The sequence below is a fragment of the Lysinibacillus parviboronicapiens genome, assembly GCF_003049605.2.
In the GTDB taxonomy this organism is placed as follows: Bacteria; Bacillota; Bacilli; order Bacillales_A; family Planococcaceae; genus Lysinibacillus; species Lysinibacillus parviboronicapiens.
This window is the reverse complement of record NZ_CP073713.1, coordinates 2,690,362-2,708,134: the sequence shown is the minus strand read 5'-3', so window position 1 is coordinate 2,708,134 and position 17,773 is coordinate 2,690,362. Positions and strand designations below refer to the sequence as shown.

At 35.7% G+C, this 17,773-nt stretch carries 17 protein-coding genes; 11 read left to right on the top strand and 6 right to left on the bottom strand.

What is annotated here, in order from left to right:
* Positions 1-15: 15 nt before the first annotated feature.
* The 6 genes from C9J31_RS12960 to thrS all read left to right on the top strand — a co-directional run bounded on the left by C9J31_RS12960 (position 16) and on the right by thrS (position 6,140).
* The gene (locus tag C9J31_RS12960; RefSeq protein ID WP_107951622.1) at positions 16-492 is read left to right on the top strand and encodes a GNAT family N-acetyltransferase; all 477 of its coding nucleotides are present in this window, start codon (positions 16-18) and stop codon (positions 490-492) included.
* A 97-nt stretch (positions 493-589) separates the two neighbouring features.
* Positions 590-1,054, top strand: coding sequence for a hypothetical protein (locus C9J31_RS12955; protein WP_107925582.1), 465 nt, complete (start codon positions 590-592; stop codon positions 1,052-1,054).
* Positions 1,055-1,277: 223 nt separating this feature from the next.
* Positions 1,278-1,787 (top strand): hypothetical protein, encoded by a 510-nt coding sequence (locus tag C9J31_RS12950; protein ID WP_107925584.1) that lies wholly within the window; start codon positions 1,278-1,280, stop codon positions 1,785-1,787.
* Between the two features lie 236 nt (positions 1,788-2,023).
* Positions 2,024-2,839 (top strand): lipid II flippase Amj family protein, encoded by an 816-nt coding sequence (locus C9J31_RS12945; RefSeq protein WP_193767205.1) that lies wholly within the window; start codon positions 2,024-2,026, stop codon positions 2,837-2,839.
* Positions 2,840-3,108: 269 nt separating this feature from the next.
* A complete protein-coding gene (locus C9J31_RS12940) occupies positions 3,109-3,387 on the top strand; it encodes a hypothetical protein (RefSeq protein WP_107925586.1) in 279 nt (92 codons plus the stop codon).
* An 821-nt stretch (positions 3,388-4,208) separates the two neighbouring features.
* On the top strand, positions 4,209-6,140 hold the full coding sequence (gene thrS / locus C9J31_RS12935) for a threonine--tRNA ligase (RefSeq protein ID WP_107951623.1): 1,932 nt from the start codon (positions 4,209-4,211) through the stop codon (positions 6,138-6,140).
* 104 nt (positions 6,141-6,244) lie between these two features.
* Here the strand turns inward: thrS and C9J31_RS12930 are convergent, their stop codons facing one another.
* The 3 genes from C9J31_RS12930 to C9J31_RS12920 form a co-directional block, all read right to left on the bottom strand.
* The gene (locus C9J31_RS12930; RefSeq protein WP_107951624.1) at positions 6,245-6,703 is read right to left on the bottom strand and encodes a hypothetical protein; all 459 of its coding nucleotides are present in this window, start codon (positions 6,701-6,703) and stop codon (positions 6,245-6,247) included.
* A 233-nt stretch (positions 6,704-6,936) separates the two neighbouring features.
* Positions 6,937-7,104: an aspartyl-phosphate phosphatase Spo0E family protein gene (locus C9J31_RS12925; RefSeq protein WP_054768363.1), complete on the bottom strand. Its 168-nt coding sequence runs from the start codon at positions 7,102-7,104 to the stop codon at positions 6,937-6,939.
* Positions 7,105-8,452: 1,348 nt separating this feature from the next.
* On the bottom strand, positions 8,453-9,013 hold the full coding sequence (locus tag C9J31_RS12920; RefSeq protein ID WP_107951625.1) for a GNAT family N-acetyltransferase: 561 nt from the start codon (positions 9,011-9,013) through the stop codon (positions 8,453-8,455).
* Between the two features lie 405 nt (positions 9,014-9,418).
* Between C9J31_RS12920 and C9J31_RS12915 the strand changes: the two genes are divergently transcribed.
* The 4 genes from C9J31_RS12915 (at position 9,419) to ccsB (ending at position 12,744) form a co-directional block, all read left to right on the top strand.
* Positions 9,419-10,012, top strand: a complete 594-nt coding sequence (locus C9J31_RS12915; protein WP_107951626.1) for an SMI1/KNR4 family protein — start codon at positions 9,419-9,421, stop codon at positions 10,010-10,012.
* 90 nt (positions 10,013-10,102) lie between these two features.
* Positions 10,103-10,588, top strand: coding sequence for a GNAT family N-acetyltransferase (locus C9J31_RS12910; RefSeq protein WP_107951627.1), 486 nt, complete (start codon positions 10,103-10,105; stop codon positions 10,586-10,588).
* A gap of 166 nt (positions 10,589-10,754) precedes the next feature.
* A complete protein-coding gene (locus C9J31_RS12905) occupies positions 10,755-11,174 on the top strand; it encodes a GNAT family N-acetyltransferase (RefSeq protein WP_107951628.1) in 420 nt (139 codons plus the stop codon).
* A gap of 400 nt (positions 11,175-11,574) precedes the next feature.
* Positions 11,575-12,744 carry a c-type cytochrome biogenesis protein CcsB gene (ccsB, locus tag C9J31_RS12900; protein ID WP_107951629.1) on the top strand — a complete coding sequence of 390 codons (1,170 nt, stop codon included), beginning with the start codon at positions 11,575-11,577 and terminating at the stop codon, positions 12,742-12,744.
* A gap of 518 nt (positions 12,745-13,262) precedes the next feature.
* On the opposite strand, the gene C9J31_RS12895 is transcribed toward ccsB, so the two are convergent.
* The 3 genes from C9J31_RS12895 to C9J31_RS12885 all read right to left on the bottom strand — a co-directional run bounded on the left by C9J31_RS12895 (position 13,263) and on the right by C9J31_RS12885 (position 16,589).
* Positions 13,263-13,463 (bottom strand): cold-shock protein, encoded by a 201-nt coding sequence (locus tag C9J31_RS12895; protein WP_010859201.1) that lies wholly within the window; start codon positions 13,461-13,463, stop codon positions 13,263-13,265.
* Between the two features lie 311 nt (positions 13,464-13,774).
* The gene (locus C9J31_RS12890) at positions 13,775-14,401 is read right to left on the bottom strand and encodes a response regulator transcription factor (protein ID WP_107951630.1); all 627 of its coding nucleotides are present in this window, start codon (positions 14,399-14,401) and stop codon (positions 13,775-13,777) included.
* Positions 14,394-16,589: a sensor histidine kinase gene (locus tag C9J31_RS12885; RefSeq protein ID WP_107951631.1), complete on the bottom strand. Its 2,196-nt coding sequence runs from the start codon at positions 16,587-16,589 to the stop codon at positions 14,394-14,396. Before C9J31_RS12885 ends, C9J31_RS12890 begins: the two co-directional genes overlap by 8 nt.
* A gap of 214 nt (positions 16,590-16,803) precedes the next feature.
* Between C9J31_RS12885 and C9J31_RS12880 the strand changes: the two genes are divergently transcribed.
* Positions 16,804-17,724 (top strand): hypothetical protein, encoded by a 921-nt coding sequence (locus tag C9J31_RS12880; protein ID WP_107951632.1) that lies wholly within the window; start codon positions 16,804-16,806, stop codon positions 17,722-17,724.
* The last annotated feature ends 49 nt before the right edge of the window (positions 17,725-17,773 follow it).

Sequence of the window (17,773 nt, the reverse complement as noted above, 5' to 3'; positions counted from 1 at the left end):
AGTAGGAGATTATATATGACAGTTGTTGCTATTTGGCAGTTGGCTCAAAATAAAGTGTTACAGTTTTTTACGGATCATTGGGGGAGCACAGAGATGGTCATATCCAGTGGCATCTATGACTGTAGTAAGTTAGATGGCTTTGCTTACGTTAATGAGGATCAGATGATGATTGGACTAGTCACCTACAAGATGCGCGGGGAGGCATGTGAAATTATTTCACTTGATAGTATCGATGGTGGAAAAGGTATTGGTTCATTACTAGTACAGGCAGTAGAAAATATTGCGATCCAAAATGACTTTACAATGATGACACTTATAACGACCAACGATAACTTACATGCCTTAAGGTTCTATCAAAAAAGAGGATATCATTTAGTTGAAATCATACAAAATGCAGTAGAGCTAGCAAGGGCTTATAAACCAGAAATCCCAGTGGTTGGCGAACACGGAATTCCGATACGTGATGAAATACTATTAAAAAAAATATTGTAAACTGCTATAGCTATAACTGATTAGACAAGGAAAATTCAATTCCACTGGCAATGATTTGCCGCTATACTTGTTGTGAAGCAAGAAAGTGAGGAATTGAATGAAAAAAATACTATTTGTGTTGTTCTTTAGTTTGTTTGTGGTAGGTGCTATTTTAATCGTCTATCTAAAAAGTAATCCACCACTTGTCATCAATGGCTATACAAGCATTGATGACAACTCAACTGTTCGATTGATTGAAATTGAAAATAAGGGTATGCGGGAAATTCAGTTACAGAGTATTGTTGTAAATGAAAAGCTCCCAGAAAGTGTTGAATTGGTTATAAGTAAGTCTGAGCCATTTGAAGCGGAAACTAAAATAGAAGGCAACCCAAACTTTACATTTCATAAATTAAAACAAGTGAAGCTTTTTCCTAGTCAATACATAGATAGACAGGCAATCGGCAAGCAGCCACAGCACTATGCTTTAAAGCTTAATACTTCTGACATCCAAAAGATATCCATTCAGTATGAATATTTAAAAATGCCGTTTACAGTTACTGCTGAATTACAAGCTACCAAATAACAATACATGAATAAGCACTTTCATACAGCTGCTTTGAATCGCTACGATTTATCCATTTGATGGATGACTATTGTTATGCTTTCTTCTTAAGTAAGGTATCTCGTTTTTTGTCACATCATTTATGGCCATGTCATATCTTAAGATTGTTTGGTGAAACAATACCATTATACCTAAAACATGGTAATCTATTGGTAATAGTAAATGGGATTATAGGAGGGGTCTAATGGCGATAGTAATTGTTGGCGTTGCGCTAATCATTTGTATTTTTGTTACGATTTTAGTTATTGTATTTAAGCTCTCAAAAGAGGACATTAAACTGCAAGTAGTAGCTACGTGTGAAGGAAAAAATGAGTTGGAACAGGCTGTTATAAAGATATATTTTACGTTTTCAATTGGAAAACTCGTCAGTCGAAAAAAAGAAATACTTGGAAGTATTGACTGGTCAGAAGGATGGATGCCAGTGAGCTATAATTTGAAAGAGCAGGGCGTCTATCAAGAGGAACGATTACTCGTTTCGAAGGATGAAGATACGTATGCTACTTTTGAATTTGATGCCACTAACGCTGTAGATGCACAAGGTCAAGGTGAGGGTTATGTCGTTTTAGTATTAGAAAATCCTACAAATGTTACGAGCTTTCGAGCAGGCATTGTGCTCGCTGTAACCGCCAATATGGTGACCTACCAACTTTCTGAGTCTACCAGTTGGAACCACGAGTTTGTAGTAAATCATTAAAAGAGCAAAAATGCTATTCACAGGCTGAACCTTGTGAATAGCATTTTTCTTTATCGGAATAAAATGTAAAATATAGTTTTCTACGGAACTTATTAACACCGATTTCGTAGAATATACTAAAGAAAGGACTGTGTATCGCAAATTTATACGATATTTTAAAGCACAGAATTGGCAAATAGAAAACCCTAACGTAGGATTTAGAAAACAAGCGCTTGCTAAAAAGAAGGTAAAAGAATTTGGACATATTGACGGAAAAGCTAATCATAATCTCTTTATTCATCTTAATCATACATGCCATTGAAACACTAGCATATGCAGTGCGTTTATCTGGAGCTCGTGTGAAGTTATTGGCTTCTGCACTATCACTGTTTAATGTCATGGTAATGGTATCAAGGTTAGCGAATATGATGCAACAACCCTTTACAGGGAGTTTGATAGATAAAGCACCCGAGGAAAACACGTTTGCGTTTGTAGAGCAGCAATTTCGCATTATTATAGGCTCTGCTTCACTTGGAACTCTACTAGGTATTCTGTTGTTGCCGACGTTTGTAGCTATTTTTTCAAGGGCAATTATTCATTTGTCAGAGGAAAGAGGATCAATTCCTGCACTCATGAAAAAGGGCTTTAGTATAGAATATTTTAAGCGAGGCATAAAGCATATTCGTATACCTAGTTTTTCATACGTAAAGGGAATGAGTTGGCGCGATATCCCATTGAAATTATTTGTCATTAATATAGTGATTACAGCCATTTATACAATCGGGGTTTTATCAGCACTGTATGCTTCTTTATTGGTGCCTGAAAGAGAGACAACGGCGGTGATGGCTTCGGGGCTTATCAATGGGGTGGCAACGATGTTATTAATAGTATTCATTGACCCGAAAATTTCAATTCTTGCAGATGATGTAATCAATGAAAGAGGCAGTTATCTTAGTCTAAAAAGAGTTTCAGTAATGATGATGGGCTCTCGTTTGTTAGGAACGATGCTAGCACAAGTTTTATTTATTCCAGGTGCCAAGTATGTAGCATGGTTGACGCAATTTATGGTGTAAATCATAGTTTTTGATGATTCAATTAAGGAGAAGTGACATGAACCAAGAATCTGATAACCGTCCAACAAATCAAAATCATTATGATGAGCAGCTTCTCGCTATTGATGAACAAATGATTCGAAAGAGAGTAACGGTGAAGGGAAATAATAACATATAGGGTGTTCAAGAAAGAAGAAAGAAGTGAAAATCAAATGAAGAAATACTACTTCCTGCTTTTGATGATGTTTATTTTATCTGCATGTAGCGGGTTTCCTCAAGAGGTCCATTATGTGGCAAAAAGTGAGCACTGGAAAGCGATATATCACAGTAATACAAATGAAGGCTTACAGCTCATATATCTTGGCGATGGACAAGGACTTGGAGATTTACATATTAATATCGAAGCAGCAAACGAGGCTTTGGATCTTTCAGATACGCGTGTAAATCGCGATGGTAAAGTGATAATTCCTAAAAAAGATACTGCTAAACTTTTCAATGATAGTGCCTCCGAAACAATGATTCAAATTAGTTGGCAATCATATGAAGAAATTTTAGACATTCAAGAATAAATCGTGGGATTTATGCGAATCATGGTGAGAACATGAAACGACTTGAGATTGAGATTATTAGCTTTATAAATAAAGAAAAAAGTAGCTCAAAATGCAAGTACACTTTATTGACCATGAATTCTTTGATACTTATTTTTGTGTCTAAAGGCCTGAGTTTTTATTACCAAATAATAAGAATAACTAAATTGCTTTTTAAATACGCTATTACGAAACGATGCTGCTAAGAAAAAGTTTTTAATTTAAGCGAAAATTCCAAAAAAATTAGCGTTACCAACAAATAACAGATTTTTTGTTGCCATAAAAATAATTTTCAATTATTGACAAGTAATGGAGTGTCCGCTATAGTAAATATCAATTTCACGAAACAATGAAATCAGCGATGATAAGGACATGAGTTTTGATTGAACGATTCACAGAGAGGGAAGTCTAGGCTGAGAACTTCCTATTGCCGCATCAAACCTTACTACCTTGGAGCAGTGCTAGGAAACTTGCACCGTATTATGCGACGTTACAAGCATAGTCAATGAGCCACTAGCTAGCGTATCTAGTGGAAATTTGGGTGGAACCACGGGTAATCAACACATACTCGTCCCTTTGTGGGACGGATATGTGTTTTTTTATTTTATCTTCATTCAGCAAAAAAACATCACCTCTGCAAGTAAGAGATGAATAAAGATGAAACTTTTATTCCACTGGTGTATAAATTTTTGCTGGACGACGATTAAAGCCTTAGGGCAATGTCAAAATATCTTTTGTGCGCGAAAGCGAAGCGGCAGCTTGCAATTACGTCAAGGCAAATTAAAGAGAAAAGGAGAAAGAACATGTCAAATCAATCAATTAACATTCAGTTTCCAGATGGTCATCAACAACTATTTACTAAAGGTGTTACACTAACCGATATTGCACAAGCGATTAGTCCAGGACTACGTAAAAAAGCAATAGCAGGGAGAGTGAATGGAACCATTGTTGATTTGACGTACCCGATATTGGAAGATGCACAAATCACACTATACGATGCTAGTTCAAAAGAAGGAATTGAGGTTATTCGTCACTCAACAGCTCATTTATTAGCACAAGCTTTTAAGCGTTTATTTCCAACAGCACAATTTGGTGTAGGGCCAGTCATCGAAAATGGGTTTTATTATGATATTAACATTGCCCATTCTCTTGTACCTAGTGATTTACAACAAATTGAAAAAATGATGAAGCAAATTGTCCGAGAAAATATGCAAATACATCGAAAAGAAGTTACGCGAGAAGAAGCGAAACGATTATTTGCGCATGATAAGTTAAAGCTGGAGCTTTTGGAGGATATTCCTGAAAACGACATCATATCGGTTTATGAACAAGGAGACTTTTATGATTTATGTCGTGGGCCCCATGTACCTTCAACAGGTAAATTACAACACTTTAAATTAATGCATGTTTCAGGTGCATATTGGCGTGGGGACAGCCAAAATCAAATGTTACAACGTATTTATGGCGTAGCGTTTGCTACAAAAGAGGAGATGAAGGATTACTTTGTTTTCTTAGAAGAAGCAGAAAAACGCAATCATCGTAAATTAGGAAAAGAACTCGAATTGTTTATGTTTTCGGAAGAAGCACCTGGTATGCCGTTTTACTTAGCCAATGGCCAAATCATTCGCAATGAATTGGAGTCCTTTTTACGCAATCTACAAACGATATATGACTATAAAGAAGTGCGTACACCATTGATGATGAATCAGCGCTTATGGGAACAATCAGGACATTGGGATCACTATAAAGAAAATATGTATTTTACACAGGTAGATGAGCAAAGCTTTGCTTTAAAACCAATGAATTGTCCAGGACATATGCTGATTTTTAAAAATGACCGACATTCCTACAGAGATTTACCGATTCGTATGGCTGAATTTGGTCAGGTTCATCGACACGAGTTTAGTGGTGCTTTAAATGGACTTCTACGCGTACGATCATTCTGCCAAGACGATGCGCATATTTTTGTTACACCTCAACAAATAGAAGATGAAATAGCGCTTGCTCTTAAAATTATTGATCATGTCTATCAAGTATTTGGCTTTCAATACGAAATTGAACTGTCGACGCGTCCAGATGACTTTATGGGCGATATAAAACTTTGGGATCAAGCTGAAGCGGCATTAGAAAATGTACTACATCACTTAGGATATCCTTTTAACGTAAATAAAGGGGACGGGGCATTTTATGGACCAAAAATTGATATTCATATTAAAGATGCCATTAAGCGAAGTCATCAATGCGCAACGGTACAACTTGATTTTCAAATGCCAGAAAAGTTTGATCTAACATATATTAATGAACAAAATGCAAAAGTACGGCCGGTCGTTATTCATCGTGCTGTCTTTGGCTCAATTGATCGTTTTTTAGGTATTTTGATTGAACATTTTGGAGGTGCCTTCCCAACGTGGTTAGCACCCCAGCAAGTCAAAATAATCGGTGTAGCGGATTCGCATCAAGATTATGTACAACAAGTAATGAGAGCCTTACAACAGGAACAAATACGTGTTAGTGTAGATAATCGTCAAGAAAAACTTGGGAAAAAGATACGTGATGCGCAGATGAAGAAGATACCGCACATTCTAGTGCTTGGTGACAAAGAATGTAGCAATGAAAGTGTAACAGTCCGAAAATACGGTCAGTCAGATTTAGTTAATATCCCACTTCGGCAGTTCATAGCGGAGGTAAAGCAAGAAATTGTGCAAAAAGAGTTGGCTGGTCGTAATGAAGAATGACTCTGATAATCTATCTATTTCAATCAAAATACTTCTAGAAACACTTTTAAATGCATATTATAAACTAAAGCGATTACAAGCTAAGCATGTAAATAGGGATTATCCTAATGATGATAGTGGCTACCGCCAAGAAGTAAAGTGTTTGTTTCGGCATCTATGACAACAAATTTATGGAATTCTTCATGGTCATGTTGATAAAAAGAGGCTAAAAAATATACTTGTCGATTCGGATGAATAAATGTGTGATTGGAAAGATCCATTCTATCATTTGCATGATTCGTTTTCAGATGAAAAGCATGCGCCACATCCGGTACGTCTTTGAATAGTATTTTTTGTCGAATACTAAACGCAGCATGGTTATATTCCTCGTAGATGGTTCTATCTAATTTGTTATAAAAATCGTCTTCTTCAAGAAATGATTTAGTTTGGTTGACAGGATATTGTAAAGTTGGACTAGATGTTTCAACAGGTGCACAAATATTGTCTGTTGAAACTTCTGGTGTAGTTTGAGGTTGAAAAAACAAGTTCGAAACGACAACCAATGTTAGAAATATTACCTGCATGATTGTACCTCCTGTTTTAGCGTTAACAATAGGTTTCCCTAATTCTTGTTATGTATACATTGATTTACATACTTGTATATGAGGGAAGTTGTTGGCTAGGAGGCTCTATAGTAGCCGTGTAAAAAATCGAATATTGTGATAATAAAACCAGCCATGCGAACGTATATTGTGACTGGTTTTATTGTAAATAAGTATGCAAAATTAAAGTTATTTATAAAAACTCCTCCTTTTACTTACGATGCTTGCTTTAAATATCTATTCAGTAATACATCTAATTCTTGACTATAATCAACAACCTTTGGATGAGTAAATCCTAAATCCTTTGCCTTTTTGTACATAATTCTTCTTTTAATTTCAATTTCAACCTTCAAGAATTGTTTAAGTAAAAAATTTACAAACATAATTTCCTCCTATGTTTTTCTCCATATTCATGAAATAAATTCTAGTGGCCTCGATTCAACTTTTTCATTGTATATCACTTAAATTAAAAAAAATGTCATATTGTGTATCGGAATAGAAATTCGTAAATTAGTCACATATAAGCGGCTTAATTCTTAGTAGGGAATAAAAATCAATAGAATGAAATTAGTTCTTTTTAATTAATATATTTCTTTTTTAATGGTATTTTTTTATATTTTTTTAACTGATACTACTGTTTTTTAGCCTTTTAAGAATGATGAGTTTTAGAAAACATTAAGAATACAATATGTAGAATTAACTACTTTTTTCCTATGTTTAATGTTAACTAAAAAAATGGTGAAAGTTAACAAAAATTATTCTGCTACATATCTTGTCAGAATTTATCAAATAACCTTTTATGTTGTTTATCGATTGAAAAACTTCTCTGTTTTGAGGGCGAAATTTTAAAAAGTAGATACAATATTGTATATTTCTGTAATAAATGGGTTATAACGGGTTTTGGTCGATGTTGAATAATGCAAGGCGTAACGTATAGACATAGTGTTTGTGGATCGAGAACAATGTAACTCGATTTTTTCGCGATAAAACGATTCATGCTGTTTAAGCAAGTCCTTATAAGAGAGCTATTCAGAGGTTGAAGAAAAAGCGAAAGAGCATAATGGAACGTATACTAGCGGAAGGACAAATCAGTGATTTCGACGATGACATTTTCAGTTATATAGCAATCCTGCATATGCATTTGCAGGGGAGTCGAATAATATGGCAAAAGGATAAGCTGTGAATGGTTGGAACAAGTGATTTTAGCGCAACCAATTGAGCACATAGTTTTAGCATCACATAGCAATTATTATGGTTCTAATGATGTAATATATTGATTCGCATTTTGGTTATAAATTAGGAAAGAATTTGGGAGGGAGGCAGCTCTTGAAGTGGATATAGAACTGAAAGAACAAATTTTAAAACTTGAAGAACAATTAATGTATGCTAGAAAAAACGATTTTGAAAACATACTGTCCGATTATTATGTGGAGTTTGGTAGTCCAGGTTGAAGTATGATAAGGCTTTTTTAGATGAAAATCAGGCTTACATAAATTACTGTATTGAATTACAGATTTTACTGTTATACAATTAGCACCGAGTATTATCCATTCCACCTATGGTACGACGACAATTGCAAATGGTAAAAAATTTTAAGAAGTTCCATTTGGCTGTTCGAAAATGCTAGGGAATGATATAAAAATAAAACTAGGGATGTTGCATACGTGAGCTTATAATTTTTACATAGATAACGCACGCATTCAATTAGTTTTGAATGCGTGCGCTGTTGTTTCATCTACTACTTAATTCAGACCACTCTTCACGTAATAGACCAAATAACACAATATCATGAAATTTGCCGAAGCGGAAAAGCTCATGACGTAGGACGCCTTCTTTTGTAAAGCCGCATTTTTCGTAGGAGCGTATGGCTGATCCGTTAAAGCTGAATACTTGGAGTTTAATTTTGTTTATCGCGATGTAATCAAAGATAAATGTGATGAGGGTCCGCATAGCATCTGTCCCAAATCCTTTTCCTTGCCATTCTTCACCTATTGAAATCCCCACAAAGCAAGTACTGTTTTTCCAATTAATTGCATAAACACCGCAGGAACCAATAAGCTGTTGAGAAGTTTTTTCAAAAATACCAAAGATGAATTCTTCTTTTTTGCCACTAATGCTTTGAAAGAATGAAGCATGGTCTTCAAATGTATTTGGAAATGGCATCTCATCGTTAGCAAGTAACAAAGTGCTATTTTCGCTCTCGATTTTTACAAATGTCTCAAGGTCAGACGAAGTCATTTGCTTTAAAGTAATCAATTGGCCTTCAAGAAAATCCTTTAAATATTGTTCCATTGTATATTCTCCCTTGTTCAAGGGGTGCAGTAAAATTACATCCCTTGGATAATTTGATTGACAAAACAAACATCTACTGCACTTTTCACAATCATATTCACAACTCCTTAAAATAGCATAAACAAATACTAGCATATATAGAATTTTTTGAAAATATTATTATAGTTGAAGATAGAAGCTAATAAAATAGGGAACTATTTTAAGTTTATTGCGTATAACAAATAAGAAGGAATTATTATGTAAAAACCATTGAAAGGGATTCACCAGAAAAAGGAGGGTTTGAAATAGATTTTGTGAGAAACATGATGAACTTTGGCATTCGAATGATCAATGAATGTGATAAACACTGGATGGTATTTTTAATAGAAATTACTGTTTGTTACAACATAAAGAAGGGGATATAAAATGCGACAGTTTAATCGATATTTTAGTGAATTAATGCATTATTTACCGGAAAATGAACAGCTTCAATTACAACACACGACAGGAGCAAATGAAAAACAAATTAGCACCTTACTTGAAGTATTTCCACAATGTCCACAGGCGCTTATCAGTCTATTAAAAGATGTGAACGGAACGTATTACTGTAAGCATGGCGAGCATACGATTTGTGTACTAGTCTTGGGCTCCGATTTATATGAATATCCTTATTATTTAAAGTCAATTGAGCAAATTATGAATGATTACCAAGTAGACAATCAGGATAGTATTTTAGATCGTTATAGTGAGTTTATAGATCAGATTGAAGTTGATGAACGTATCAATATTCATGTGCCTTTAAGAGAGCGATTATGTTTTTCAGATTGTATGAATAATGGCGGTACGTCGAGTTTATACATCGACTTTACTCCAAATGAAGGAGGAAAAGTGGGGCAAATAATTCGCTATGTACATGACCCTGATAGTTATGAGGTCATCGCACCTTCTTTTGACGTTTATCTACAGCAACTCATGGATGGGGCATACGAATTCACTGCTTTTTATGAGGACGAGCTTTGAGTAAATGTTCTGTGTTGAACAAATATTAAAATGAATTACAGTATCTGATTGAAAAATAGATGCAATTTATTCTTAGAAAGAAGGGCTATAATGCAACTGAAATTTTATGAAGACACGGATAAGCAAATGATAGAACAGTACACGATTACCGAACAACAGCTTCGTTATACGAAGTCCCCTCAAGCTAGCATTGAACTAGCAAAAAACGAAGCAAGCCGTCATGCAGTTTTAGCGATGAAAGAAGGAAAGCTCGTTACCTTTTTGGTGCTCCATGAAAAGGAAGGGGTAGTACCGTATTCGGCAAATACAGGTGCTATTTTAATCCGCTCATTTTCGACAGACTTTCATGAACAGGGGAAGGGCTACGCCAAAGAGGCATTACAATTATTACCTACTTTTGTACGAAAGTATTTTCCTGCTATAAATGAGCTTGTATTAGGCGTAGACTTGCCGAACATTGCGGCACAGGAATTGTATAAAAAATGTGGTTTTGTAGATGAGGGTGTACGCACCAAGAGTTTCGATGACGAGCTTATAGTAATGAGCTACAACCTTGGCGAAAACAAAGTTGACTAAACATGAGGATGTTATGTGCAGGACTTCTTTTGGCTGTTATGCTGATAAAACATCAGTCGTTTGGTTTCGGCTATTAAGTAGGAGCCATGTTAGCTGGAACAGAATATTTTTAGCTTTTAAATTGTCCAAAGTGAGTAAGTATTAGTAGGATTGGAAGTGATAGACAATGAGACATCTGATGTATGCGACTATGGAGGATTTAGACGAATTAGTCACCATTGATCAACAGGTCATTGGTAGTACTAGTAGACGTGATTTCATACAAAAAGCGATTGCAGAACGACGATGCATCATTCAAAAAACGCAATGTGCGATAGTTGGTTTTCTAATTTTCTCCACTGATTTTTTTGACTGTAGTTTTATTAATTTAGTGATTGTAAAACCCACTGAGCGGCGAAAAGGCATAGCAACCTCTTTATTAGCGTATTACGTCGAGAGGGCATCAACGCAAAAAGTATTTTCTTCCACAAATCAATCGAATACGACTATGCAAAAAGTATTTGCAACAGCAGGATTTATTAGGAGTGGCTATGTAGAAAATTTAGATGAAGATGACCCGGAAATTATCTACTTCAAATTAAGGTAGTGTAGAATTATCAATAATAATGCTTCATCTAGAGTAGGTTTTAACCTTAAGTGGCAACCGCAAGCCCACAGATGCAAAAAGCATCAGTGAAGCCTGCTTGGCACGCTACTAACGCTGATAAGAGAATATGGAAAATCAATTGTTCCGGTAGCAATCATGCACGGCATGATGAATGTATTTTATTTAAGTGAAGGGCAATTGTCCTTGTCCATGGATAGCCAAGAAGTGTTAAAAGCTACTGGACTATTGTTGGCTTTGTACGCCATAAATATGTCACAATTAACAATAAATATAAGGAATTGTAGTTAAAAAATGGCACCTGTTTTAGCTGGTCGACGTTCCTGTTATAGGCGAAGTGATTGACAGCTTCTCCTATAAAAAGAATGTTGGGGGAATTTAATTGAGTACAGAACAGATTTTAAGTTTAAGTAGCAATGCGTTGTTTCTTGCATTTATCTTGCTATTAATTGCTATTTTACCGTTTGGGCTTGCTGTGAAATCGAAGGGTAAAATGTTTAAGCGTCTAGGACTTGTTCTTACATATATCGCTTTTGCTTTACAATTAAGCTATTTCATTTTAAGGTGGAATGCTGTCGAGCATGCACCAGTCAGTAATATGTATGAGTTTATGACGTTTTTTGGCATTATGCTTACTGGTAGTTTCTTAATCATTCATTATTTGTATAAACAAAGCGTTGTAGGTTTGTTTACCATTCCAGTTTCGTTAATCATTATTGGCTATGGGAGTGTGTTTGCCAAAGAGGTGACACCACTTGTACCTTCACTTCAAAGTCACTGGTTAACAATTCATGTTATGACCGTTGCATTTTCTAGTGCGATTTTATCTATCTCCTTTGCAACAGGCATCATTTACTTATTGAGAACGTTGGATGTTACCAAGAAATCAATCAGTACCTATGCATTAGAATTTGTGATGTATTGTTTAGTTGTTGTGATTGGCTTTATTGGCGTCTCCACGGTGTTCAACTTAACGACTGATGAAGTCAATATTCACTTTGAAAATGCGCAAGGGGACGGTGAAAAAGCAATTTATACAATGATGCCGCTTATCGTCAGTAAAGGTGCTACGACAGAAAGCGGGGAATCAATCGGCATGTTTAAGATCACAAATACTGTTGATGCGAAAAAGCTGAATTCCATCGTCTGGGCATTTATTGTAGGTACTATTTTATATAGTATTATTCGACTCGTCTCGAGAAAACCAATTTCGGTATTAATCAAGCCATTAACAAACCGTGTGCAGCCGAATTTGATGGATGAAATTTCATATAGAGCGGTTGTCATTGGATTTCCCTTGTTTGCTCTTGGGGGACTATTATTTGCCATGATTTGGGCACAAATCGCTTGGAGTCGATACTGGGGCTGGGACCCGAAAGAGGTTTGGGCACTCATCACATTTTTATACTACGCAGCCTTTCTACATTTCCGACTCTCGAAGGGTTGGGAAGGAGAAAAAACGGCTTGGCTTGCGATTATCGGCTTTGGCATTATAGTCTTTAACCAAGTGTTTGTTAATTTAGTTATCGCTGGTTTGCATTCCTATGCGTAAAAGTTGCAGGAGGTATAGGGATTGCGCTATTTTTAAAAAGCTGAATGTGGTAAGCTCTCTTAGGTTTTTTGTTCTGACGTCAATAGAATTACAATTGAATTATTATCGTATGTTATGATTAACAAGGCTGGAACAGCAAAAATGTCACCCTCTTGGTGATCGTTCACATCATGGGTCTAGCTGCTGTAAGCTTGCTACTTGTATGTATAGACATGTAAATGGCGAGGGGATAGGAAAGCGAATGATTGGACAATGATTCTTTGTTTACCTTATTCACTATTATTAATCATCCTATTTGTCACTGCTTTTCGAGATAACAGATCAGAGAGATAGGCCAGCACCTGTACAAGGACTATTAGTAATGGCTCAACTCATATGCTACCCTGTCTATATTTGTATATTTTGAATATTCTGAGTGATGGTTCTAAGACTGATGTAGTACAGGGAGAAAAAAGTTAAAAGAGACATCCAAATTTGGATGTCTCTTGGATTTTGAACTGTTAATTCTTTAAGGAGAATTAAAGTTTCACAACGTTAGTAGCTTGAGGGCCACGGTTGCCTTCTTCAACGCCGAATTCTACTTTTTGACCTTCTTCTAGTGTTTTGAAACCTTCAGATTGGATAGCAGAGAAGTGTACGAATACATCGTTTCCACCTTCTACTTCGATGAAGCCAAAACCTTTTTCTGCGTTAAACCATTTTACTGTACCTTGTGTCATTTGAAAAACCTCCAAAAATAAATTCAACAATCATATTCCTTCACACTGTAAAAAAAACACATAACCAAAGATCGCATGAATACGTCACTTTCGCCTGCATGATTTCATTGTTTACGATGAAGCAATTTAATTATTGCTTTTATTATATAACAGATTTATACATTTATCCAGCATATTCCGTTTTTTAGTAAGAAAAATTTACATGGGATTGTTTACAAGTATAATATTGATAAAACATCCTGAAAAACAGGGTATTATTGTAACGTTTCCCTTCTTTCGAGCTAGTAAAAGATAACATGGTTTTCATGTCATTAGTCAATCCACGCCTTTTCCTTAGCGACAATTACGGCTTCAGCTCGTGATTCAACATGAAGTCTTACAAACAGTTTCGATAAATAATTTTCAACCGTCCGTTGTGTGACACCTAGTGCGGAGGCAATAGCTTTATTGGTGTATCCTTGTGCCACAAGCTGTAAAATCTCTTGTTCTTTGTCACTCAGTAAAATTTCCTGCCGCCTATTTGGTTGGTGTGAGCGACGCTGCACAAAGTCTAAAAAGTCGGCTGACAGTAAAATTTCCCCTCGAAGTGCAGCTTGAATGGTTTGAATAACTTGTTCTTTTGTAGCAAGTTTCGATAAAAGTCCATCCACTTTTTTTTCGACGAGTAGCTCGTAATAATCAGTCAGTTCGTAACCTGTATAGAGCAAAATTATCGCTTCGGGTTGCTTTCTTTTAATCATCTCTGAAAGGTGGATGCCATTGAGAGGCTTCATATTAATATCAATTAAAAAGAGCTGGAATGTTTGCATGTCCATTCTTGAAAGCACGGCAGCACTGTCTTGTTCTGTTTCGATTTGTACATTTACTAAATCCTGTAATAATGTTTTTGTGCCATCTAAAACAACAGGGTGATCATCTACAATTAGGATGTTAATCATTTATTTTTTCGCCTTCCTCTTGTATTTTGATATTTATATGCATGCCTTCATTTGGTTTGGAGATTATGGATATGTGACCGTTAAAGGCGCGAACACGTTCACGAATACCGTTGATACCCATGGAAGCTGAAGATTTCATTAAATCTTCGATATCACAGCCGATGCCGTTATCATCATAGTACAGTTCAAAGCCGTGCTCTATTGCAACAAGTCTCAGGGAAACTTCTGTAGCTTCCGCATGTTTAATAGCGTTATTGAGTAGTTCTTGAACAAGACGATAGACGACTAAGTGTAATGATAAATCTTGAAAATGGACACGTTCTATCTGCGTATTCAGTAAAAAGTTTGCCCGAATATTTACCTTTTGTACAAGTTTTTTTAGCGCAATTTGTAAACCAAAAGTATCGAGTAGGGGAGGGCTTAAATTTTCACAATACTCTCGTAAATCTTTGGTCGCATTCAGAAGTTGCTCTCGAATAGCTCGCACCTTCTCTCCTTGAATGGTTGATGAACCTGCGAGTACATCAAGCTCTCGGGCCAAATGGAGTTGCTCTTGTAAAATAGTGTCGTGTAATTCCTGTGCTAAAATGCTCTTTTCTTTTTCGATAATATTCCATAATAATTTATCTAACCAAGGTAACTGTGTTTCATTGGTCACTTTCATATGTTGAATATCAAGCACTAAATCCTCGATCAGCTTCAAACTATCCATAAACATAGAAACGTAAAGAGCGAGTAATTCTAACCAAAGCAGCTCTTCTTTTTGCAATGTATGGCTAATCAATAACACAATTTTTTCATCCGTTGTATCATATAAAAGTAGCTGTGTCGTCTGATTCCTTGTATTAATTTCACCACGTGATAAAGGAACATGTTGTGAAATAGTTTCAATGGTAAATGCTGTTGTGCCAAGTTTTTCAGTTATTTCATATGTAAAGCGGGCCAGTAATTCCTGCTGATTTTTCGCCTTGCCCATTCTGTTCACCGCGGCATATAAATTATGTACATAATCGCCATTTGATGAAAATATAACTTTTCGATGTTTAAAATCAAGTTGCTCTTTTACATAGAAGCTAGCAAGATTTACTAAAAAAATGAGGGCAAAAATCGCCGTTAGCAAAGTGAATGAACGTTGTTCCACTAAGAAAATAGAGATGCCAAGCGTCAAGATAAGCGCACTAAAAAATGCCAGTGCACAGTAATATCTGAATCGGGATAATTGGTACTCAATATCAAATAAACGCTCATTTACTTGAATGAAAATAAAAGAAAAAGGTATGAATAGTAAAAATAATGCAGTGAATTCTGCTGGTAAAATCGGCGGATAGTGTAAAATTTCTGGAACTACAAATAACAGTAAAAACGGTAGGAAAGGAATGATTAATGCGATGGCTATTAATCGTATTTTTACTGATTGTGTTCGGATATAGCTAGTGATTAATATAGCAAGTGCATAAAGAACAAGTATACCAAACAAACCTAGAATCACAATTGGTGTGATTTGATTAAAGCGAGAATCAACGAATTCCACAAGATAACAGCATGTTAGTAATATGGGTAGTAAATAGAGCCATTTCGAATGGAAAGAGGGCCATTTTATATGGAGATAGTAGAAATAATGTTGCAAAAAATGAATGAATAGCACTAAGCAAAATACGATGCAATAGCCTATGACCATCTTGCCAATTATATCTCCTCTGCTAGAGGCACCAATACTTGTGTAAGCTAAAGAACACGTTAATAAAAATAGTGTAAGTAGGTTAGTGATTTGATTTTCTTTAGGACGTTTCCATAAAAAGATGGCCACGCCAAAGGACAGCAAAAAATATAACAGGGGAAAAACAATATGTACAAACAGCTCTTCTGGTATATCTGTATGCTTGATTTTAATGGAATGGATGACTCCATTAGCCTTTTTAATGGATAATTCTTTTGCGCTTCTAAAAATATGTGATTTTCCCTCCATTATTTTTTCTTCAGCAAGTTGGCCATCGATGGTAAGTAAGATGTCTCCTTTTTCAATATTTTGTTGCTGTGCCCAATCCGTATAATAAGATTTTACAATGACTGGTTGACCGTTTGCTGTATCTACTAAAATTCCGATGAAGGGGGTTTGGATAGCAATTACAAGCGCATAGATACCAAGGAGTAAGTAGGTGATAAAAATACTGCAGGTTAATTTGCTCATGTACATCTCTCTTTAATGTTTAATAAAATCATGTTCATTTCTCATTTCTCTAAAATTGTATGCTATATATTATGCGTAATTTTTGATAATTATGGAAGACCGAAAAGGCGATTTTCGGAAAACCACTAACAGTTTTTCGGAAAAGCGAAATGGTGTTTTCGGTCAAGTATATGCTAGTGTGTACATAGCAAACGTGACGGGAAGGGGGCGTAGTGTGAAAAAATATCGAATGTCATTTATTCTGTTTTTCCTCGTTGCTTTACTAGCGTATCCTACGATGACAACAGCCGAAACAAAGAAAATAGATGCTGTAGAAGTGGATATTTGCATTATTGGTGGTGACAATCATTTTGTCTACAAGATTCCCAAGCATTTACATAATGATACGACTTATTTTGAAATGAAGGATTACATAGAAACCTCCTTATCCAGCCATTGGAAGGTTGAGGATGCCCATTATGAAACAAATCAATCGAATGTGGCATATACATTTTTTATTGAGGATTTATTTCAAGAGAGACAAAATGGTCAACTAAAGATATCGATACCATACAGTATCTTAGTGGGAATGTTTGGTGAAGATGAAGGCATCCAATTACGCATTATGGCAAGTAAATTAACAAATTGGAAGGTCAATGCAAAAGAATGGACTTCGCTCGGTTTTGTTCAACCATTTACATTTTTAAGTGAACGTGAATATGTCTTTGAAGGTGCCGTCAACGAGCTATTACAACAGCGAGTGGGTCATTTAGATGGGTCCTTCGCGAAAGGACAAATGATACTCTATAGTGTTATCTATTTTAGTTTCATTCTTGTGCAAGTGGCAAGTTGTCTGTTTTTAGCAAGACGCTTAAAAAATCGAATCCTTCAGTTTCCCGAGGAGATTCAGCATTTTAGAAAGCTTAATTATATGTACCAGATAATACCGTTGATGATCATAACTGCGCAAATTGTATTTCTTGTAATGTCTGGATTATTGACAGCGTTTGGGCTCTACTTTAACCCTGGAATTGATTTGTTATTTATTGTTGGACCAGTTTTACTTAATATTATTGTGTTACCTATGTTTTTTGTGACGACAGAGCGTGAAATTTCCAAGGAACTGCGCAATAATTCGGTAGGCACGGGTATGTAATGAAAAAATTTTAACACAAGTTATTATGGCAAAAAAACACAGTTGGATG